This window comes from Paenibacillus sp. 79R4, assembly GCF_013393165.1.
In the GTDB taxonomy this organism is placed as follows: domain Bacteria; phylum Bacillota; class Bacilli; order Paenibacillales; family Paenibacillaceae; genus Fontibacillus.
This window is the reverse complement of the sequence record NZ_QJOT01000009.1, coordinates 168,012-184,148: the sequence shown is the minus strand read 5'-3', so window position 1 is coordinate 184,148 and position 16,137 is coordinate 168,012. Positions and strand designations below refer to the sequence as shown.

At 50.2% G+C, this 16,137-nt stretch carries 12 protein-coding genes and 1 tRNA gene; 3 read left to right on the top strand and 10 right to left on the bottom strand.

What is annotated here, in order from left to right:
* Positions 1 to 436: 436 nt before the first annotated feature.
* The 3 genes from DMN77_RS14905 to DMN77_RS14895 form a co-directional block, all read right to left on the bottom strand.
* Positions 437 to 510 (bottom strand) — tRNA-Arg (locus tag DMN77_RS14905).
* Positions 511 to 578: 68 nt separating this feature from the next.
* The gene (locus tag DMN77_RS14900; RefSeq protein WP_179015552.1) at positions 579 to 959 is read right to left on the bottom strand and encodes a hypothetical protein; all 381 of its coding nucleotides are present in this window, start codon (positions 957 to 959) and stop codon (positions 579 to 581) included.
* 23 nt (positions 960 to 982) lie between these two features.
* Positions 983 to 1,291 (bottom strand): hypothetical protein, encoded by a 309-nt coding sequence (locus tag DMN77_RS14895; RefSeq protein ID WP_068778169.1) that lies wholly within the window; start codon positions 1,289 to 1,291, stop codon positions 983 to 985.
* Positions 1,292 to 1,445: 154 nt separating this feature from the next.
* Here DMN77_RS14895 and asnB point away from each other — a divergent pair, with 154 nt between their 5' ends.
* Positions 1,446 to 3,290, top strand: a complete 1,845-nt coding sequence (gene asnB / locus DMN77_RS14890) for an asparagine synthase (glutamine-hydrolyzing) (protein ID WP_179015551.1) — start codon at positions 1,446 to 1,448, stop codon at positions 3,288 to 3,290.
* Positions 3,291 to 3,382: 92 nt separating this feature from the next.
* On the opposite strand, the gene DMN77_RS14885 is transcribed toward asnB, so the two are convergent.
* From DMN77_RS14885 to DMN77_RS14870, 4 genes are all read right to left on the bottom strand, one after another.
* The gene (locus tag DMN77_RS14885; RefSeq protein ID WP_256872415.1) at positions 3,383 to 7,138 is read right to left on the bottom strand and encodes a glycosyl hydrolase family 18 protein; all 3,756 of its coding nucleotides are present in this window, start codon (positions 7,136 to 7,138) and stop codon (positions 3,383 to 3,385) included.
* 520 nt (positions 7,139 to 7,658) lie between these two features.
* The gene (locus DMN77_RS14880) at positions 7,659 to 8,291 is read right to left on the bottom strand and encodes an XTP/dITP diphosphatase (protein ID WP_068778173.1); all 633 of its coding nucleotides are present in this window, start codon (positions 8,289 to 8,291) and stop codon (positions 7,659 to 7,661) included.
* Entirely contained in the window at positions 8,291 to 9,052 is a 762-nt protein-coding gene (rph, locus tag DMN77_RS14875) for a ribonuclease PH (RefSeq protein WP_068778174.1), read from the bottom strand. The genes DMN77_RS14880 and rph overlap by 1 nt, the downstream gene beginning before the upstream one ends.
* A 334-nt stretch (positions 9,053 to 9,386) precedes the next feature.
* Positions 9,387 to 10,448: a GerMN domain-containing protein gene (locus DMN77_RS14870; protein ID WP_179015550.1), complete on the bottom strand. Its 1,062-nt coding sequence runs from the start codon at positions 10,446 to 10,448 to the stop codon at positions 9,387 to 9,389.
* Positions 10,449 to 10,592: 144 nt separating this feature from the next.
* On the opposite strand from DMN77_RS14870, the gene DMN77_RS14865 reads away from it, so the two are divergent.
* The gene (locus DMN77_RS14865; RefSeq protein WP_068778176.1) at positions 10,593 to 11,162 is read left to right on the top strand and encodes a phosphatidylglycerophosphatase A family protein; all 570 of its coding nucleotides are present in this window, start codon (positions 10,593 to 10,595) and stop codon (positions 11,160 to 11,162) included.
* A gap of 50 nt (positions 11,163 to 11,212) precedes the next feature.
* Here the strand turns inward: DMN77_RS14865 and DMN77_RS14860 are convergent, their stop codons facing one another.
* From DMN77_RS14860 to DMN77_RS14850, 3 genes are all read right to left on the bottom strand, one after another.
* Positions 11,213 to 12,223, bottom strand: a complete 1,011-nt coding sequence (locus DMN77_RS14860; RefSeq protein ID WP_179015549.1) for an MBL fold metallo-hydrolase — start codon at positions 12,221 to 12,223, stop codon at positions 11,213 to 11,215.
* Entirely contained in the window at positions 12,220 to 12,972 is a 753-nt protein-coding gene (locus DMN77_RS14855; protein ID WP_179015548.1) for a class I SAM-dependent methyltransferase, read from the bottom strand. The genes DMN77_RS14860 and DMN77_RS14855 overlap by 4 nt, the downstream gene beginning before the upstream one ends.
* A gap of 177 nt (positions 12,973 to 13,149) precedes the next feature.
* Positions 13,150 to 14,397 (bottom strand): peptidyl-prolyl cis-trans isomerase, encoded by a 1,248-nt coding sequence (locus DMN77_RS14850; RefSeq protein WP_179015547.1) that lies wholly within the window; start codon positions 14,395 to 14,397, stop codon positions 13,150 to 13,152.
* A 210-nt stretch (positions 14,398 to 14,607) separates the two neighbouring features.
* On the opposite strand from DMN77_RS14850, the gene DMN77_RS14845 reads away from it, so the two are divergent.
* Positions 14,608 to 15,963, top strand: a complete 1,356-nt coding sequence (locus tag DMN77_RS14845; RefSeq protein ID WP_068778180.1) for a dipeptidase — start codon at positions 14,608 to 14,610, stop codon at positions 15,961 to 15,963.
* Positions 15,964 to 16,137: the final 174 nt, after the last annotated feature.

The following is a 16,137-nucleotide window of genomic DNA, read 5'->3' as shown; positions in this document are numbered from 1 at the left end:
GGAGATGCCCGCAAACGGCAAACAGAGGGATGGGAAAAAAATAAAAATATGTCCCGATTAGTGCTAACAAAGCATATAGGCAAAAGGCTGGACGCCTCCAACGATCTAGCTCTCTAGGCGAACGAAAGCGGTCCGGTATTCTCCCCTAACCTAAGGCACAGGGGGCAGGAATTCTAATACTAGCGTGGTCGTACTTATCAGCCTGTCAATCATGCCCGAGTAATCCGCTCAAGACATGGGCGGACCGATCAGGCGCTTACGCTGATAAACTGGCCTTCGGAGGCTACGCCCCTGTCGGGGATTCGCTCCACGGCGCGAGACTGCCCCTCCCTTTCACACGTCCGCAAATGGGTTCACTTCAACGTACACCCATGGGGTTCTCCATCCCACAGGACGCAAAAAAGAGCTCTCCATAATGGAGAGCTCTTTACATCTACGTCCCAGAAGGGATTCGAACCCCTGACCGACGGCTTAGAAGGCCGTTGCTCTATCCTGCTGAGCTACTGGGACAAAAAAGAATGCGATATTTATTATATCGCATTTGGCTTATTTTTCAAGAGGTTTTATTTGACGTTAAATTACATTTTATGGGATTTTGAGGAGGAAGAAAACTTCTCTTTCAAGCTTTCGGTGACCCCTGAATATTCAAGCAATAACTGCTTGAACTGCTCCCGCTGAACCGCGGGCTCGGGCCATCCCTCATCCCCGAACTGCTCCTCAGCAATGACACCGTATGCCTGATGCAGATCATTGTTGAACCAATCGGTCTCCATTCCCGCATCGCTCCACAGCATTCTGATGATCTCATATTGCGCCTCACTGCCATTCCCAACAGAACGAGATACATACACCAGCAGCTCGGGGTCATCTACCGCACCGGGACTCACTGCGATTTCCGCACATACCACTCCCTCTATTTCTGTTAACCGGGTAACCTTGGCCTCTTTTATATAATACATTTCATTCTTATCCTCCCGACTCCTTAATTCTCATATCCTATGCGACTCAGCAGCTGCCTTGTCTCCTCCGTGCCAAGACGGCAAATCTCGCGGTACAAATCGTCCAGCACGCTCTGATAGCTGCTATTCACCGTATCCTCCGGGCTGTCCGGCCATGGGTAGGTATAAGCGAGGAAGGTACTCTCCTCCTTCTCTCCAAGCAGCTCCAGCATATGACTGATCGCATCAACCTCCTCCGGCGTAGCCTGAATCACCCATTCATAAGAGGTTGCCTGCGGGTCATCAAGTACCGAACGCCCGTGTACGGACACATAATATGTTTTTTTCTCCATTTATTCCGCTCCCTTCAAGCCTGGTCATCTATTTTAGTCATAGTTTTCCGTAAGGGACAGACATTTTATGCCTCCTTCCGGCATAATGTGTTATTACTTTTCGCCCGGTTTAACGAACGGGAACGGAAGCCATCATAGAGAGGAGAAACCACATATGTGCGGAATTACCGGCTTTATCGAATGGAACCGGGATCTGAGCGGAGAGCTGGATCTGGTTCTATCCATGACCTCCTGCCTTGAGGCAAGGGGCCCTGATGCACAAGGCACATGGATTTCAGGTCCCTGCGCCTTCGGTCATCGCCGCCTCAGTGTTATGGACCCGGAGAACGGAGCTCAACCGATGACCCTCCAGGAGGAACAGGCGGTCTTTACTATTGTATATAACGGTGAAATTTATAACGCCCCGGAGCTAAAGGAAGAATTGCGGCAACGCGGACGCCATTTCAGGACCAACTGCGACACCGAAGTTCTGCTCCAGGCTTATATCGAGTGGGGACCCGATGCGGTAGAACGCCTTAACGGAATATTTGCTTTTGCCATATGGGATAGTGTACGCGAGCAAATATTATTTGCCCGGGATCGCCTCGGTGTGAAACCTCTCTTCTATAGCGAAGCAGGCGGTACTCTGGTGTTCGGTTCCGAACCCAAAGCCGTGCTCCAGCACCCGAAGGTCGAGGCCTCGGTCGGCCCTGAAGGGTTGGCGGAAATATTCGTTATCGGTCCGGCCCGAACGCCGGGACACGGGGTTTACCGCAACATCCAGGAACTGCTGCCCGGACAGGTTATGATCTTCAACCGCTCGGGACTGCGCCGCTTCTCGTATTGGAAGCTTGAAGCACAGGCTCATGAACACAGCATAGAGGAGACGGCTGCTCATGTCCGCACGCTGCTGCAGGACACAATGGATCGGCAGCTCATCTCCGATGTGCCCGTCTGCACCCTCCTGTCAGGAGGGCTTGACTCCAGCGCCCTGACTGCGTTAGCCGTCGATTATTACCGCAGAAGCGGCCAGGGACAGATGCATACGTATTCGGTGGATTACGAAGGGAATGACCAATATTTCAAGGCTCACAGCTTCCAGCCCGGAGCGGACGCCCCCTGGATCAAGCGAATGGTAGAGGAGCTTGGAACTGAGCATCACTGGATTACCTTTGATACTCCGGAGCTGGTTGACGCCCTGACGGACTCTACTTTGGCTCGCGATCTGCCTGGCATGGCCGACGTCGATGCCTCGCTGTTGTTATTTTGCAGAGAGATCAAAAAAGGAGCGACCGTTGCGATTTCCGGCGAAGCGGCCGACGAGGTGTTCGGCGGATACCCTTGGTTCCATCGTAAGGAATTGCTGGAGTCCGGCACCTTCCCTTGGTCAGTAGCCACTGAGCTCCGCGCAAGCCTGCTGTCCCCTGAAATTAGAGACTGGATTCGCCCCGAGCAGTATGTTGCGGACAGATACAGCCAGGCCGTGGCGGAAGTCCCCTATTTAAACGGGGAAACTGAAGACCAAGCCCGGATGAGACGGATGTCATATCTCAACATTACCCGCTTCATGCCCACGCTGCTGGACCGCAAGGATCGGATGAGCATGGGGGCCGGACTTGAGGTTCGCGTTCCCTTCTGTGACCATCGCCTCGTCCAATATGTCTGGAATATTCCATGGGAGATTAAGACCGTTGGCGGCCGCGAGAAGGGCATTCTGCGCAAAGCGCTTGAAGGCCTTCTTCCCGAGGACGTTCTCTACCGTAAAAAAAGCCCCTATCCAAAGACGCATCATCCCGACTATCTAGCCAAAGTAAAAGGACAAATGCTCGACATTCTCGATAATCCGGCATCGCCGATTCTTCCTCTGATCGACGCGGATAAAATACGTTCCATCGCCGCCTCGCCAGAAGCGTCCAGCAATCTACCCTGGTTCGGCCAGCTGATGTCCGGACCTCAGCTATTCGCCTATCTGACACAAGTGAATTACTGGCTCTCGCATTACCGTGTCACCATCCGTTAATCAAGGAGAAGAAATTCAAGAGGGACTGTCCCCGGCCGAGTTCATCATGAACTTAGCCGGACGGACAGTCCCTCTCTTATAAAAATACTCAACTAATTCGATAAGCCAAGCGACCGAAGCATTCTCATGACTGTTACGGCCATTTGTGCTTTCGTTACATTCGTACCAGGTGACAAGGAGGTTGCAGAGACTCCCTTCATAATGTTCTGCTCTACCATCAGGGCCATCGAGCTCTGCGCATAGGCTGCGATCTCTTGGCTATCCTTAAAGCCTGCCAGCACAGAGACATTAGCTGTACTGCTCTGACCAGCGTATTTCATCGCATTAGCCAGCATTACCGCCAGTTCCTGACGGGTAATCGCCGCATCCGGATCAAAGCGGTCTGCGGATCTCCCCTGGACCAGGCCTGCCTGCTTCGCTGCAGCAATTTCCTCAGCGAATAAGGAATCCAGACTTACGTCAGCATAAGGCGCTGTACTGTTCTCTTGTGGGATAAGCCCCAGCCCTCTGACAATCATGGCGATCACTTCGGCACGCGTAATACTGCGCTTCGCCCCGAACTGATCAGCCGAATCTCCGGAAGCGATCATCTTCGTGACAGCCGCTGAAATATCTTGAGCAGCCCAGTCCAGATTGTCTTGGAAGCCGGAGCCCCCATGATCGATCAGTGTGAAAATTCCGTTAGCATTTAATTTCAGCTCAGCCGTAATCAAATCGGCATTTTTTCCGAACAAGGCCGGTACGGCATGCAAATGATCCTTGCCCGGTATATAGGCCACCCCGGCGATGCGTCCGGTATCTACGCCCGCTGCATTGAAGCTTACTTTACCGCTCACATAAATATTGCCGAAGGAGAGCGGTTCGGTTGTCTTGCCATCCGCAGATAAACTCTCTAGCTTGAGCTCAAAAGGCTGACCATAGGTTTTCTTACCAGCCAGCAGCGCCTGCAATGCTCCCTCTAACGCAGGATCAATCGCACCTAACGTCAACTTAATTGAAGTCCCGCTAGGGAACATGGACGCTGGGAGGCTGAATTCCATTCCATTCAAGACGACGGTTAGATTGGAATCGTCGAGTTCGGCAAGCGCCGCGGTCACCTCTTGCGGCAAGGTAATTTCCGCCTGCTTTAATCCTTGCTCAAGAATGAGCTTGAAGGAGGTCGTCTGTGCATTTTTAATCGATTTTACCGTATCTGCAACGGGAAGAGTGACGATAGCTTTCTCGCCTTCCTTAACGACTTTCATCGGTAGTGCTCCCTTGTCTTTGGATTCCGGTTGAGGTGCGGGTGCCGTTCCTCCCCCGGAACTGGAACCGCCTCCGGATGGAGAGGTCGAGCCCGAATCCGTATCTGTCTTCACATTCAGAATCTCCGATGCTGCGGAAACTTTATTGAACTTCTCGCCATCCCGATCGATCGCCAGAACAAGAATTTGATATTGGGTAGCAGGTGTTAATCCCCCTACCGTATAGCTTGTTGTTTCGGAATAACCTGTGAATTGATGATCTACATAAATCTCATAGGCAGTTGCCCCTTCTACGGCATCCCATTTTACCTGTACCAACTTTGTGGTTTTAGATACGACTGTCGGCAGCTTGGGTGCTGACAGTTCCCGATCATTGACCTTGCCCTCAAGCGACAAGGCCTCGTTCAACACCTTAACCAGCTTATTGTCCCGGTCCCCGCTAATATCCCAGTTCATCGTACCGGCGATATCGAGCGATTTTACCAGTGAGGCGGTATATAACATGGTGTTCTCATCATTGTAGGTAATAAAAATCTGCTTCTCCGGATTGTACAGATAGGCCACCTTGGCTGCATCATTCCAATAACGGACATAGCCATTCTTATTTACGTAATTTCTGTCCAGATCGGAATAATCAAAGATTCCCGTCTCCCAGCTGCCGAAGGAGGTTGAAGACTTGGTGCAAGTCTGATATTCACCGTTGGCAGGACATCCTTCCCAACCCTTTCCATAAAAAGGAATACCCACAACCAGCTTATAATTCGGCACACCGCCGTTCAAGTGACCCAGCAGCCCGCCCTGTACATTATTTCTTGGAGCGCTTGAGCCAGGCAGTTTCTTGTCATAATACAGCGGTGCATTATGGTTCGCCATCGTCTGCCAGCTGCCGCCGTAGTCATAGGTCATGATGTTGATGTAATCGAGATAAGCCGCCGAATTGGCAAAATCAGCATTGATAACAAAGTTATCGCCTTGGCCCGAGGCCATGGACAGCAGATAATACTTTCCGTCCTCAGACCCGGCCGCATCCAGCGCCTCCCGTACTGCGGACATCATCAGAGTGAAATTTTGCTTGTCTTCCGGCCTTCTGGAGTTCGATTCTTCTCCCCCTTCAACCGGGTACTCCCAGTCAATATCAATTCCATCCAGCTGATATTCTCTCAGGAACTTCACTACTGAGTTGGCAAACGTGCGGCGTGTAATTTCATCTGCAGCCATATTAGAGAAGTTCTTCGACCAAGACCAACCTCCAACAGAGGCCATCAGCTTCAGAGTCGGGTGCTCATCTCGGATAGCTCTAAATTTAGCGAAATTATCCAGGTCAACCTCGGTATCACCTACAATAATCTCACCGTCAAAAACATAGTCCTGCTGGAGGGGAATATCTTCGTTCTGACATTCAGCGCCCCCGGAGCCGGACTTTTTCCAGCAGAGATCTGCAAAAGCATAGTTGATATGAGTCATCCTTGATACATCAACATCTTCCGGATCATACTCTCTCTCATATACAGACCAGGCCATATAATAGCTCACTAAAGTATAATCACTGCCTGGTACGGCTGTTGTCGCAGCGCTCATAGGCGATTCCCACAGCTTATTTTTGGCCACCACGGCAAAAGAGTAGGACTTTCCTTCCACAAGACCGCGGGCAACATAACGATTAACCTCGCTGCTGCCCAGGAAGGCGCCATCCCTATAGATATCATAAGACGTCGCTCCCGGTACGGGCGCCCATCCCAAGGAGACGGTCTGACGAGTCGCTGTAATCACTTGCAGATCCTGCGGAGAGTCCAGCGTCCCCCAGCTGATCGTCACCGCATTGCTGTCCACTGACGGCAGAACCCCCGCTTTCTGGGCCCCGACAGTGAAGGTGAACTTGGTGCCTGCTTCAATCTGATCACCTAGAGAATATGTGACGGAAGTTGCTGTATTCTCCCAGGTCCCTGTTTTCCAAGCTCCGTTCACATACAGATCATAGCCCGTTGCCTCAGGGCTGGCACCCCAGTTCAAAGTTACATCTTGATTCGTTATATCGGTTATTCTTAAATAACTTGGCGGAGTCAAAGGAGGATCCTTATATTCACTCGTATCGGGGAGGGTTGTGAATTCCAGAATATTGCTTTTGTACTCTTTCGAAGGCCTATCTTTATTCCAGGTAATATACACTCTATACGTAGTCTCCGGTGTAAGACCCGGAATAGATCTGGTCCAGAGGTTTCCCCAAGTGATATAGCTTCCGGTATCAGCATTCCAGATATCGATATCATTAGCTTCGCCTTCGATGAAGTCCCACTTTAATACGACCTGGTTATGGGACAACTCTTCGATCGCGAGATTTGTTGGACCCGACTTCACTTCGGAATCTGAATCACTGCTTAATTCAGACGCTGCATCTGCAGCTTCGTTCTCAGATGGGGTTAATTCTTCAACTACAGGTTCGGAAGGTTCTTGCTCTTCAAGCTGGACAATTTCAATCATTTGATCCGTAGGTTCCTGCTCGGCAGCATCGACTTGCGAGGAATCAAGCAATGGCCCAAAGGCCAAGAGGAGGGCTAAAAAAATAATTGCAGCCCTAATAAACTTTTTACGAAATCGAAAAAGCAAATCCGGTCACCCCTCTAACTAAATTTTGAAAATAAGTGCTTGTTCAAGTGAAGTGTTATTCTTGGAAGTATTGTAGAGTCTGATCTACATAACGCTTAAAAGAATAATGTCTTTGCCTGCTGCACATGATCTCGTTTGTATCATCATTTTCAAAATCCAGCATATTGAAAGCGGTTACCATAGGCGGTATATTAACGCCTCGCCTCCCTTCCTTACATAAATCCTGCTTTGCATTCATTGCCTCTTCTCTTTGTTTCTTTAAGAGGATTGCAGATAAGAGTATCTGAGAAGTGATATGAGTTATATTAAATCATGAGACCTCAAAGATAAGAACGGAAGGGATAAATTCATATCATTTAGGGGGAATAAATTACAAAATCGACTTTTTGTGACAAACTTCATTTCATTTATTGAGGACACAACAATCTTTTCGGCCGGATCAAAGAATCTTCCAAAACCAAAAAAGCCTGACCCGAAAGAAGATATTCTCTCGAATCAAGCCCCGTCGTCAATTTATATATTAACGTGAACGCTGTTCCAGCTTCTCCGTCAATTGTCTTAATGCGGCACCGCGATGGCTGATCGCCTGCTTCTCTTCAATGCTCAATTCGGCCATCGTCTTCTCGTACTCCGGCAGATAGAACAGCGGATCATAGCCGAAGCCTCCCGAGCCTGCACGCTCCGCCGTAATCCAGCCCTCAACGGAGCCTTCCGCCTCAATGCATTGACCGGTAGCCGGATCGTATAAGGCCAGATGACAGACGAACCTCGCCGTGCTCAGCAGCGGCTGATCGGTATCCTCACCCTGCTGGATGCGTTCCAGCGCCTTCAGCAGCTTCTCATTGTTGTCCTCATCCGAAGCCGCTTCCCCGGCATAGCGGGCGGAATAAACGCCTGGTTCTCCGTTTAATTGATCCACACACAAGCCGGAGTCATCCGCGAGTACAGGCTGCCCAAGCCGGTCGCCTACCTCCTTGGCCTTCTTGCGCGCATTATCCGCAAACGTCTCTCCATCCTCAATGACCTCCGGCACATCGGGGAAATCGTACATACTCTTCACCGGCTTGTTCAGAAATCCAAGCGCATGCGCAAATTCACGAACCTTGCCCTGATTACGGGTAGCCACAATAATTACATTCCCATCCAGGCCCACTATGCTTGTCCTCCAGTCTCATCACCGCGAATTTTGAAGGCAATGGGCCCCAGGACTTCCTGCTGCTGCATTACCATCTCATTGATCCCCTGTTCCGCGAGAGCTAGCATCTGGTCAAGCTCCCGCCGTGAGAACGGGCTCTCCTCCCCGGTTCCCTGCACTTCAACAAATTGGCCTTGTCCGGTCATAACTACATTCATATCCACCTTGGCTTTGGAATCCTCTTCATATTCAAGATCCAATACCATATTCTCTCCGACAATCCCGACGCTGACAGCAGCCAAGAAATCCTTAATCGGGAACACAGGCAGATTATGCTTCTGTACAAGCTTATTGATAGCAAATGCCATCGCGACAAATGCACCGGTAATCGATGCGGTCCGCGTACCGCCATCCGCTTGAATGACATCGCAGTCAACCGTAACGGAGCGCTCTCCAAGGGCATGAAGATCGACGACCGAACGCAGTGAACGACCGATCAGTCGCTGAATCTCCATCGTTCGGCCGCTGAGCTTGCCGCGCGCCGATTCGCGCTGATTACGGGTCTGCGTCGCCCTCGGCAGCATCGAATATTCCGCTGTAATCCAGCCTTTGCCCTGCCCTTTCATGAACATGGGAACCTTCTCATCAACAGTCGCCGTACAGATTACCTTCGTATCACCGACCTCAATATACACAGAGCCCTCTGCGTATTTATTTATGTTTACGGTCAATTTCATTGGCCGCCGCTCATTCACTTCACGTCCGTTAGGTCTCATCATAATTGCCTCCTACATTTTTCATGCTGTCTGTTTGCTTCCCTATTCTACCAAAACACAAACATAAAAGCATCTTTTCGCCTTCATTTATGGAAAGCTCCATTTTCAGACCATTCTTTACCATAACCAATTATCCGGCGATTATCCGAAGCGAATCCTTCCTCCCCAGACTAGATCCTGAACTATATTGCAAAATAAAGGAGGGACCTGTATGGTGCCCTCCTAAGCTTCGAGTATTTAACACTTTATAGAGGCTGTTCTAAAAGTCTCCGTTCCTCAGGCCCTGCCTGCAAATCAAACTTCCCGGTGCCGAAACCCGGCCTTTTTGAACAGACATTTATAGCGGTAAATCGTTGATTACCTGCGGCCGCAGTACCGGCTGCCCATAGTCCTGATTGTCCGTTGCGAATACTTCTTTCTCCCCGTTGAACCAGATCCGGACCTTGTCCTGTGCCGAATTCTCCGCTACCGTAAGAACCAGTGATTGCATCATTTGCACTGGCAGCTTCTCCCCGGGATCAAACATATCATCCTCGATCGATACGGTGACTACCCCGTTGTCAGAACGTTCAACCCCATCAAACGATGTATTTTGGGTCAACACATTCTCGAGTCCATCCCCCTTGAGCGGGCCTTTGATCAGTTCATCAACAGCGGAAGCAACCAAGTCGCTGCCATAAGGTACAAACCGGGTGACCGGAACGAAATAAGCGGTCCCATCCTGCGTTGCTGCGGAGAAGTAGATCGTTACCGGACTGGATTGCGACAGATTAACCTCATTGTCGAGCTGCAGGTTGATTCCAAGCGAGCGATTCAGCGGTCTGTCCAGCGGCATGCCGCCCACCGGCATTTCGTTCAGCTTGGCACCATCCATCCATACCTGCACATTTTGAATCTCGGGATTGTCGATCAAGGTCCAGGTCAACGCCTCGGCAATTTTCCGCTCATCCACAGCAGGGTAATTAGCGAATTCCTTGCTAAACTCGACGACTGCCAGCTTCTCCTCCGGCTTCAGCGTCACCGCCTTCACTTCCGTACCCTTCGGAAGCACACCCTTGAAGCCGGCGGGAAGCAGCTTGGCGTAAGCGCCCTCGCTGACTAGCGCTTCCAGCGCCGCTTTCGTCTTCGCCGCAGCATCCTCTCCCTGCGGCAAATGCAGCGAGATCGGAGCGAGCAGACCATGATCATTTTGCAAATATACCGTCGATACTGCTCCTCCTGCCGTAAGGCTTGTCTGGCCGTCGCCAGCTCCTTGCATCATTTGCGCTTCAATATCTGAAGGCGGAGGGTCGATCTGCGATGAGGGGCCTGTACCAAACATGCTGCAGCCTGATAACACGATCGGCAGGGCCAGCACGCTGACCATAGCCGAATTTCGAATCTGGCGGTTCCATTTCATAACCTGGGTTCCTCCCTAACAATTTACTAAGGTTTGTATTACTATATATACGAGCCCTCCCTGCGAAAAATAACTATATTTTTCCGGGAACTGGACATACTGCATCATGCAATTGTGTGATGGAACTATCAAGGAGTAGAGGTGATGAATTTGGAACAACCAAAAGCAAAAACGCCTTATAGTCTTAACAGTAAAAAAGTCGCTGACGCCACCAAAGCCTGGCTGCATAAACGCGGCGTAACGATGGAGGAAATTGCCGAATTGGTTCTATTTCTCCAACAGAAATACTATCCGAATCTAACGATGGAAGAATGTATCCATAATGTTGAGCAGGTGCTGACCAAGAGAGAGGTTCAGAACGCGGTGCTGACAGGTATTCAACTGGATATTCTTGCTGAACAGGGAGCCTTGATTCCCGAGCTCCAGGATATGATCTCCAATGATGAGGGCTTGTATGGAGTGGACGAAATCCTTGCTTTCTCTATCGTCAACGTCTATGGCAGCATCGGCTTCACCAATTATGGCTATGTCGATAAGCTGAAGCCGGGGGTTCTGGAGCGGTTGAATGATAAATCGCTGGGTCCGGTCAATACCTTCCTGGACGATATCGTTGGCGCCATCGCCGCTTCCGCCAGCAGCCGCATTGCCCACCGCAAGCAAGCGGAACGAGAGCGTGATAATGGCGAGGATTTCATTGAAGAGGACCATAAATGAGAAAAGAAGAGGCTGCTCGTGGAATCGATGGATTTCACCAGCAGCCTCGTTTATTTTTCAGCGAATAAATAAGTCTCGATTACTCCGCAGGAAGCATTACTTATACGATCACCGGAAATCTGTACAGCTTGTCCTCGTCTTACCAGTTCAATCAAATGAGCAAGCGCCTCTGACATGGCAAATCGCATCTGATGAATTCCCAGCTCGGTTCCGAACAATGCGCTGCATACCGCAAATCCGCTCATGGGCTGCTTCGCCAGCAACGCTTGCACTGTCTCAAGGCGTTCCTCGTGATGTTGGATTAACATGGCGGTCCGCTCAGTAAAGTGTGTAAACGGGCGGCGATGCCCCGGAAAAGCTTGAGCGACTTCATATTTCCCTAGCTTTCTTAGTGAATTTATAAATGATTGCAACGGCTGTGGGTCGCTTCCGGGCATCAGGCTTACGTTCGGGGAGATTTGCGGCAGAACTGCATCTCCACACAGCATCAAACCTCGCCGAACATCATAAAAGGATAGATGCCCCGGCGCATGTCCAGCGCTCTCGATAGCCCGCCAACGCTGCCCTCCCATAAGAAACTCATCCCCCTCATGAATATAGGTAACTTCTGCGGATGGACTGACCTGAGGTACGAAGCTCTCCATATGCGCCGGGAGCTGACTAATCCATTCAGCTGGCATGCCATGAGCCTCATACAGTTCCGTCAGAGCCTGATTCATGGTACTCTCCGGCCCCCACATCCGCTGCGTCTCTTCATGCGCACGGCGTGACAGGTAGACGGGAGCCTCGCTCCACTGCTGCAAATAACCGGCTAACCCATAATGATCCGGATGGTGATGGGTTATTACGATCGAGCAGATGTCCTGTGGCGCAAGCTTCAATTCCCTTCGAATAGCTTCCCATGCGGCTTCCCCATCCGGTGTATGCGGTCCGGGATCAATAAGCGTTACCCCCTCATCGCCATGGAGGATATAGCTATTGACGTAGCGCAGCGGAGGCGCCATCGGGACGGGGATTCGGGTAAGGTTGTAATCTGCCCATACTTCAATCTGTGAATTCATGATGATACATCCCCCACCATGATCATCCTGGGCGAGACAAGCGGATCGAAGAAATCCTCGTCATAGCTGCCATAGATCTCCTTCAGCTCCAAACCGGCTTCCTCCATCATGGCCGTAAAGTCCTCCCGGGTGTAGAGTTTGATTCTCTCCAGATAATGTCTGGGCTGTGCCTTGAAGTCCGCGGTGCGTGTTTGATCGATAATCTCGATTCTTTTTTTGACATATCCCTCTTCAATTACGCGACGCTCTTTAATAAGCTGGCCATCGTAGGTTCGTTCCGATTCAGGAACCAGATGCGCCTTCGTATATTCGGGGTTCAGGAAATCTATAATGAACTGTCCACCCGGCTTCAGCATTCTCCGCACTTCCTTCAATACCTTAATATGCTCGGCATCCTGATCGAAATAGCCAAACGAAGTGAACAAGTTAACGACCGCATCAAAACCTCCTGTCAGCGGCAAATTGCGCATATCTGCATGCATCCAGGTAACCCGTTGGCCAGGATCATTTCTCCTTGCCTCCTGCAGCAGAACCTCGGATAAATCAACGCCGGTCACTTCATACCCCGCTTCTTCAAGCGCCATCGCATGCCGTCCCATTCCACAGCAGAGGTCCAGAATTTTGGCACCCATAGGCAGCCCAAGCCAAGAGATCATTTTATGTACTTCACGTTTTGCACCCTGAAAATCGCGATGCTTATATACGAGCAAGTAATCCTCACCAAAGCTCTGTTCATACCATTCTGCCATTTCTGTCTGTCTCCTCTCTAACAGCTCCGCTCCAATACCGATCTTTGTTTTCCCTCCATTGTACCGAATCCTGTCTAGAACTCAAGCGAGATGTAGCATTATAAGAGCCAATATCACATAATATGCAAAAAAATAGAGGGGACATAATGAATATGCCCCCTCTGAGGATCTAATACTCTACTTTGCGGCTGTATCATCTTCGCCAGCTGCATCTGCGCTATTGGCAAGCTTATTGGTAATTGTTGCCTTGCCACGTACTTCATCAAGCCATGTTGAAGACATTTGCGACACTTGCTGAGAGACAAGACCCTTGCGAATCTCATCCTTCTTCTCCTCAAGAGTAGCTGTATGTGCTTCTTTGCGATCCGTCAGCTTGATGACCTTGTATCCGTCATCCGTCTTGATCGGTGTGCTGATCTCATCCTTGGTTAATTTAAAAGCGGCCTCTTCAACGGCTTCTTCACCGTTCTCGCCCTTGCCGAAAAATCCGGTGTCGCCGCCGCTATCCTTCGTAGCTGTATCCAACGATTTGCTCTTCGCCAGTTCAGCAAAATCCGCACCACCGTTCAATTCCTTGATGATGCTCTTCGCTTCATCCTCTGTTCCGACAAGAATAACGGAAAGACGGACTTCCTCCGGCGTATTGAAGGATTCTTTGTACTGATCAAATGTTTCTTTGACTTGTTCATCGGTAACATTAATTTTCGGCTCGAGCAGCTTCGTCAGCTTGAGCTGCATATCAAGGCGCTCTTTGAACTCATCCAATGTCATCCCGGAAGAAGCGAGCGCTTGATTAAACGCATCTTCTGAACCGAAGGACTCTTTGTAAGTTTCAATTTCTTTATCGATATCAGCAGCGGTTATCTGAACGTTAGCCTTCTTCGCTTCCTGGTTCACCAGCTCACGGTTAATGAGGTTGTCAAGCGCTGCTTCTCCACCCCCGGAGGCGGCCAATTCATCAAACAGAGTGTCTTTGGAAATCTCAACTCCATTGACCGTAGCGATCGCCTCGGCCTTATTGCTGGCAAACGGCGGCTTAATAAGCACGATGATCAGCAATACAGCAAGCACCAGCGATACGATCGGCCACACCTTGGAGCCTGACTTCCCGCTGTTCTCAGGCTCCTGGGATGGCGTCCAGCTATAATGCTCGACAGGCTTAGGCTCATCGCGGTCATCAGCCAGCCCTTCCTTCACTACATTTTCTCCGTCCGCTTCATCTGTGTTGTCCGCTTGCGGTTGTTCTTCTATATCTGTCTGATTATTCTCTGTAGTCTCTGCCGAAGCATGGGACTCTGTTGTCAAGTTTGCTTCCTCGCTATCAGGAACAGCTTGTCCGGCCGAATCCTCATGATCATTCTCCGGTTCGCCCGCCGTGTCCTCTTGCTTGCCTGTTAGCTCAAGATCTTTCTCTTTGTCTTCCATTCAGCTTGTGACTCCCTTCTTCAATTGGAAACTCTTTCACTTCTATGACTTTAACAGATTTGTCCCTTTTTAACCTTAAAGAAATATAAAATATTGTTTTTTTATTTGCTTTTTGTGAACAATCAATATGTAAGATCGAGCTATCATTTCTGTTCTGGCTCAAAAAGTAGTAAAATGATAAGGAAAACACGTTCGGGAGGAACTGAAAAAATGGATTATCAAAATTATTTCCAAAATAACCGCCAGACTCATCTGGATGAGCTGACGGAACTGTTGAAAATCGCTAGCATCTCGGCACTGTCTGATCATAAAGGTGATGTACAGAAGGCGGCTGAATGGATTGCAGGCTCGCTTCGTCAAGCGGGAATGGAGAACGTAGAGGTTAACCCTACGGCTGGACATCCTATCGTAACTGGCGAATATTTGCACGCCCCTGGAAAGCCAACGGTACTCGTATACGGGCACTATGATGTGCAGCCCGTTGACCCGCTCAATCTGTGGGATACGCCGCCATTCGAGCCTTCGATCCGTGACGGCAAGCTATACGCTCGCGGCGCTACCGACGACAAAGGACAAATGTTCCTACATATCAAAGCTGTAGAAGCGATCCTCAAGCAAGAGAAAGAGCTTCCTGTAAATATCAAATTCTGCATCGAGGGTGAAGAAGAGGTTGGCAGCCCGAATCTTCCTATTTTCCTGGAGAAAAATCAGGACAAACTGGCAGCCGACGTCGTGGTCATCTCCGATACTTCACTGCTTGAGCCTGGCAAGCCGGCCATCTGCACGGGACTTCGTGGTCTTTGCTCCCTGGAAGTTAGCGTGCATACGGCAAATACGGACCTGCACTCCGGTACATTTGGCGGCGGAGTTCCTAATGCGCTGCATGCGCTCGTGGCTTTGCTTGCTTCCCTGCATGACGACAAAGGACGCGTGGCTGTGGAAGGCTTCTATAAAGGCACGCCTGAGCTGCCTGTTGAATTGAGAGAGGAGATCTCCAAGCGCGGGCTGGATGAGAACAAGCTTGCAGCAAGTCTCGGCCTGGAGACGTTGTATGGCGAAGAAGGCTACAGCTTCGCAGAACGTACCGGTGTTCGTCCAACCTTGGAGCTGAATGGGGTATACGGCGGTTTCCAAGGCGAGGGCAGCAAAACCGTAATTCCGAAGGAAGCTCATGCCAAGATTACTTGCCGTCTGGTTGGCGATCAAGACCCGCAGGATATTCTCGATAAGATCGATGTTCACCTGCAACAGCGTGTGCAGCCCGGCGCCAAGCTGGTCGTGAAGCAGATGGAAAAAGCTCACGCCTTCAATATAGATCCGGAGATTCCAATGCTGCAAAAGGCTGCTGACGCTTATGAGAAAGTGTATGGGACGCGCGCTTTGTTCACCAAGGACGGCGGCTCGATCCCGATCGTAGAGACCTTGTCCCGTGTTCTTGAAGCTCCGGCTGTCATGATGGGCTTTGGTCTTCCTGACGAGAACCTGCATGCACCAAACGAGCACTTCAACCTTGAAAACTTCGACAAAGGTCTGCTGACCATCGTTGAATATCTGAAATCCCTGTAGCTGCGGGATGTAATCGCAAAAAGGCTATCCGCCAGGTCATTTACGGATGACGGGCGGATAGTCTTTTTTTGCACAAAAAACCTCCGTCTTTCTTCCAACCGGAAGAAAAAGAAGGTCCAAGAACTCGGCGACCTCGATTAAACCGTCAGATTTAACTTCCCAAGCTGGATCTTG